Origin of the sequence: Promineifilum sp. (SeqCode), from assembly GCF_041918635.1 — a bacterium.
Classification (GTDB): domain Bacteria; phylum Chloroflexota; class Anaerolineae; order Promineifilales; family Promineifilaceae; genus Promineifilum.
Genome location: NZ_JAYRVJ010000769.1, coordinates 1 through 5196 on the forward strand (window position 1 = coordinate 1; position 5196 = coordinate 5196).

The following is a 5196-nucleotide window of genomic DNA, read 5'->3' on the forward strand; positions in this document are numbered from 1 at the left end:
CCGCCTTCACCATATCCTCCTCCCGCTCCATGCGGAAGCCCAGCTTTTCGCTGATCTGGATCATGCCCCGGTTCTCCGGCAGCATGTAGGCGATGACGTGCTGGATGCCTTCCTGGCGGCCAGTGTCCAGCAGCGCTTGCAGCAGTTGCGTGCCCACGCCCCGCTTCTGGAAGTCGTCGCGCACCAGGATGGCGAATTCCGCTTCCTCCGGGTTCTGCAGCCGCGTCAGCCGCCCGGCGGCGACGATCTCCTGCTCGCCCGTCTTGGGGTTGGTGTACTCGATGACCAGAGCGATGGCCCGGTCGTAATCCACGTAGCAGATGCGCGTCAGCCGTTCGTGCTCCACGCGCTGATCCAGCTGGAAGGCGCGGAAGTAGCGCAAGTAGACGCTCTGCTCCGACAACTTCTCGTGGAACTGCACCATCTTAGGCTCGTCCTCCGGCCGGATGGGGCGCAGGGTGAAGTCAATGCCTTCTTTGTTGGTGAACGTCTTGACGTACTGCGACGGGTAGGGCCGGATCGCCAGCCTGGGCAACTCCTCTTCCTTCACCTCCGGCCCATAGAGCACTACCCGCCCGTCCAGCGCGATCAGCTGCTCGTGCGAGGCGAAGAGCGGGTTGATGTCGATCTCCTTGATCCAGCGCTGCTCCACCACCAACTGGCTGAAGCGGACGAAAATCCGGTCCAGCAGCGCCAGATCGACCGGCGGCCGGCCGCGCACGCCCTTCAGCGCCTCGTAGATCTTGGTGCGCTGCATCGTCAGCCGAGCCAGCGTCGTGTTCAGCGGCGGGATGCCTAGCGCGCGATCCTTGAAGACCTCCACCAGCGTGCCACCCGTGCCGAACAACACCACCGGGCCAAATTGCGGGTCGGGGCTAGCACCGATGATGAGTTCGTACCCCTCCTTCAGGCTGAGCATCGGCTGCACGGTCACGCCCAGGAAGTCCTTAGGGCTGAACTTCTCGCCGACGGTGCGCTCCATGGTAGTGAAGGCGTGGCGCACCTCGTCGGCCGTGGTCAGGTCGAGCCGCACGCCGCCCACGTCCGTCTTGTGGGTGATGGTCTCGGAGTTAAGCTTGATGACCACCGGATAGCCGATCTCCTCGGCCAGCGTCACCGCCTCGTCGGCGCTCCTGGCCAGCCGCGTCGGCACGGTGGGGATGTCGTACGCCTCTAACACCTGCTTCGACTCGTACTCGGTCAGGATGGTGCGGCCCGTCTGACGAATCTGCTCCAGCATCTCCTTGATGAGGAAGTGCTTGAAACCCGTCTCGCCGAAATCCTCGGCCATGGTCGGCGTCTGGTAGAGGGCCGTCAGCCGCCGCTGGTAGCGCCACATGTAGTTGAAGATGCGCGCCGCCGTGTCGGGGTAGGGAAAGGTGGGGATGTTGGCTTTGTTCAGCATCGACTCGCCGCTGCTGATGTCGGAGCCGCCCATCCAGCTGGCGAGAATGGGTTTGCCATAGGTGTAGCCGGCCGGGCGGGCGAACTGGTCGGCCAGGACGCGGGCCGTCTCGGTCGGGTTGGTCATGGCCTGCGGGGTCAGGATGACCAGCGTGCCATCGCTGTCGGCGTCGTTGGCGGCGATCTTAAGCGCCTCGGCGTAGCGGGTGGCGTCGGCGTCGCCCAGGATGTCCACCGGGTTGTTGTGGCTCCAGGCGGCCGGCAGCAGGGCGTTGTAGGCGGCCATGGCCTCGTCGGAGATGGGGGCCAGTTCGCCGCCGTCGGTGATGAGGGCGTCCGTCGCCAGCACGCCGGGGCCGCCGGCGTTGGTGACGATGGTCAGGCGCGGCCCGCGCGGCCGGGGCTGCTTGCTGAGCACCTCGGCCATGCTGAACAGGTCGGCGATGCTGTCCACGCGCAACACGCCGCTGCGCCGGAAGGCCGCGGCCAGCACCTCGTCGCCGCCGGTCAGCGAGCCGGTGTGCGACGCCGCCGCCCGCGCCGCCTGCTCCGTGCGGCCCGGCTTGATGACGATGATGGGCTTGGTCAGGGCCACCTCGCGCGCCGCCGAGAGGAAGAAGCGCGCGTCGCCGATGGATTCCATGTAGAGGACGATGCTCTTGGTGTTGGGGTCGTCGCCCAGGTAGTAGATCAGGTCGCCCCAGCCCACGTCCAGCATGGAGCCGACGGAGACGAAGGCGCTGAAGCCCACGTTTTCGCGAAAGCTCCAGTCGAGGATGGCCGTCAGCAGCGCGCCCGACTGGCTGATGAAGCCGACCGAGCCGGGCCGGGCCATGGTGCTGGCGAAGGTGGCGTTCAGCCCGGTGATGGGGTTCATCACGCCCAGGCAGTTGGGGCCGACGATGCGCATGTCGCCCGTGCGGGCGATCTTGAGGATTTGCTGCTCCAGCGCCGCGCCCTCCGGCCCCGTCTCCTTGAAGCCGGCCGAGATGATGATGGCGGCGCGCGCCCCGGCGGCCACGCACTCCTCGATGATGCCCGGAACCGTCTTGGCCGGCGTGACGATGATCGCCAGGTCAACCGGGTCGGGGATGGCGGCGATGCTGGGGTAGGCCTTGATGCCCAAAATGCTGGTGTACTTGGGGTTGACGGGGAAGATCACGCCGCCGAACGACGTGCTGATCAGGTTCCACAGGATGGTGCGCGCCACGCTGCCCGCCCGGTCGGTGGCCCCCACCACGGCCACGCTGCGCGGCTTGAACATCACTTCGAGCGGGTTCTGCTCCATGCGCAACACGTTGTGCGCGGTGCTGCGGATCATTTTCTCGGTATCGGACATGGGTCATTCCTTTTTAGTGGTCAGTGGTAGGGGCGGGTTTGAAACCCGCCCCTACCACTGACCACTACGCTAGATTAAGCGACGATAGCACTTCACGGCGCTGCGAATGGCTGAGGCGATCATGCGCGACGAATATTTCGAGTAGTTGGCGCAACGTCAGCACGGCATGGACGCGATAGCCCTGCGCCTCCAGCATCTCCCGGCCGCCCTGCTCCCGGTCGATGAGCACCACCGCGTCCTGCACCTTCAGCCCGGCGGCCTTGACCGAGGCGATGGTCTCCAGGATGCTATCGCCGGAGGTGATCAGGTCGTCGATGACCACGGCCGTGTCGCCGATGGACCAGCGCCCCTCGATCTCCTTGCCCGTGCCGTAGCTCTTGGCCGTCTTGCGCGGGTAGATGAGCGGCTTGTTCAGGTCGAGGCACAGCGCCGTGCCGATGGGCAGCCCGGCCAGCGGCGTGGCGACCAGCAGGTCGTAGTCGAGCGGTTGCAGCGCGCCGCGGTAGGCGGCCGTCGCCTGGCGCAGCGCTCCCGGGAAGGAGACCAGCACGCGCAGATCGACGTAGATGCGCGACTCTTTGCCGCTATGCAGCCGGAAGCGGCCAAATTGCACCGCGCCGATATCATGGAGCGTCAGGACGAGGGATTCGATGGGCGACAGGTCGGTCATGCAGCCGCTATTTTAGCGCGGTTGCGCGGGAAGGGTAATAGGACTGTGAAATCCGCGCTTTCTCTCCTATAATCGCCTTCCGACAACATACGAGGTCACCGCATGGACAAAACACAGGCGCTTCTCGACCGGCTGGGCATCGCCGCGGTCAATCGTGGCGTGTGCGCCGGGCCTGACGCATGGCTCGACAGCGGCGCGCCGCCGTTCGTCTCCTACAACCCGACCACGGCCGAACCCATCGCCGCGGTCATCCCGGCCACGCCGGAGGCCTACGACGCCGTCGTTGGCGCGGCTGAGGCCGGTTTCGCCGGCTGGCGCGAGTGGCCCGCCCCGCGGCGCGGCCTGGTCGTGCGCGACCTTGGCGCGGCTGTCCGCGAAGCCATCGAACCGCTGGGCGAATTGATCACCCTGGAGATGGGCAAGATCCGCGCCGAGGGCATCGGCGAGGTGCAGGAGATGGTGGACATCTGCGACTTCGCCCTGGGCCTGTCGCGCCAGCTCTACGGCCTGACCATGCACTCCGAGCGCCCCGGCCACCGCATGTACGAGCAGTGGCACCCGCTCGGCCCCATTGGCGTCATCACCGCCTTCAACTTCCCCATCGCCGTCTGGTCGTGGAACGCGGCCATCGCCGCCGTCTGCGGCGACACGGTCGTCTGGAAGCCGTCGGAACTGACGCCGCTGACGGCCGTGGCCCTCCAGCACATCGCCAACCGGGTCATGGCCGACTACGGGCTGAGCAGCGTCTTCACCCTGACGGCCGGCGGGCCGGACGTGGGCCGCCGGCTGGCCGCCGACCCGCGCCTGCCGCTGGTCTCCTTCACCGGCTCCACCGCCGTCGGCCGGTCGGTGGCCCAGACGGTGGCCGGGCGGCTGGGGCGGAGCATCCTGGAGTTGGGCGGCAACAACGCCATCGTCGTCGCCGCCGACGCCGACCTCGACCTGGCGACGCGGGCCATCCTGTTCGGCGCGGTGGGCACGGCCGGCCAGCGCTGCACCTCCACCCGGCGCATCCTCGTCCAGCGCGACGTGGCCGGCGAGTTGGCCGGCCGGCTGGCCCGCGCCTACCGCCAGACGCCGCTGGGCGACCCGCTGGCCGAGGGGGTGCTGCTCGGCCCGCTGGTGACGGCCGAGGCGGTGGCCCGCATGGAGGACGCCGTGCGGCAGGCCGTGGCCGACGGCGGCGAGGTGCTGACGGGCGGGCGCGCCCGGCCCGACGTGGGGCCGCAGTTCGTCGAGCCGACGCTCATCCGCATGCCGGCCCAGACCGACATCGTCCGGCGCGAGACGTTCGCGCCCATTCTCTACCTGCTGGAGTACGACACGCTGGACGAGGCCATCCGGCTGCACAACGACGTGCCGCAGGGGCTGTCCAGTGCCATCTTCACCGACAGCATGCGCACGGCCGAGGCGTTCCTGGCGGCGACCGGCTCCGATTGCGGCATCGCCAACGTCAACATCGGCACGTCGGGGGCGGAGATCGGCGGCGCGTTCGGCGGGGAGAAGGAGACGGGGGGCGGCCGCGAGTCCGGCTCTGACGCCTGGAAAGCGTACATGCGCCGCCAGACCAACACGATCAACTGGTCCAAGGCGCTGCCCCTGGCCCAGGGTATCAAGTTCGAGACAGGTTAGTGCTGAGAGACTCCATCCTCTTTCGCCTGCGCCCGCGCCATCTGGCGCGGTATCGGCGGATCGCCGAGGTCATGGCGCGCCACGGCTTCGGGGCCATCCTGACCCAGTTGGGGCTGGCCGAGCGCCTCAGCCTGCCCCGCCGGCTGTTGCG

3 protein-coding genes are annotated in these 5196 nt (G+C 67.9%); 1 reads left to right on the forward strand and 2 read right to left on the reverse strand.

The window, feature by feature from the left end:
* The coding region (locus ACE3UY_RS22130; protein ID WP_374689641.1) for a GNAT family N-acetyltransferase at positions 1-2743 on the reverse strand (2743 nt) is incomplete at its 3' end.
* 64 nt (positions 2744-2807) lie between these two features.
* Positions 2808-3413, reverse strand: coding sequence for an orotate phosphoribosyltransferase (gene pyrE / locus ACE3UY_RS22135; protein ID WP_374689642.1), 606 nt, complete (start codon positions 3411-3413; stop codon positions 2808-2810).
* 102 nt (positions 3414-3515) lie between these two features.
* Between pyrE and ACE3UY_RS22140 the strand changes: the two genes are divergently transcribed.
* Positions 3516-5045 (forward strand): aldehyde dehydrogenase family protein, encoded by a 1530-nt coding sequence (locus ACE3UY_RS22140; protein WP_374689643.1) that lies wholly within the window; start codon positions 3516-3518, stop codon positions 5043-5045.
* Positions 5046-5196: the final 151 nt, after the last annotated feature.

Coding starts and splice junctions, on each gene's coding strand:
- pyrE (WP_374689642.1), bottom strand. CDS start 3,413: ATGACCGACCTGTCGCCCATCGAATCCCTCGTCCTGACGCTCCATGAT.
- ACE3UY_RS22140 (WP_374689643.1), top strand. CDS start 3,516: ATGGACAAAACACAGGCGCTTCTCGACCGGCTGGGCATCGCCGCGGTC.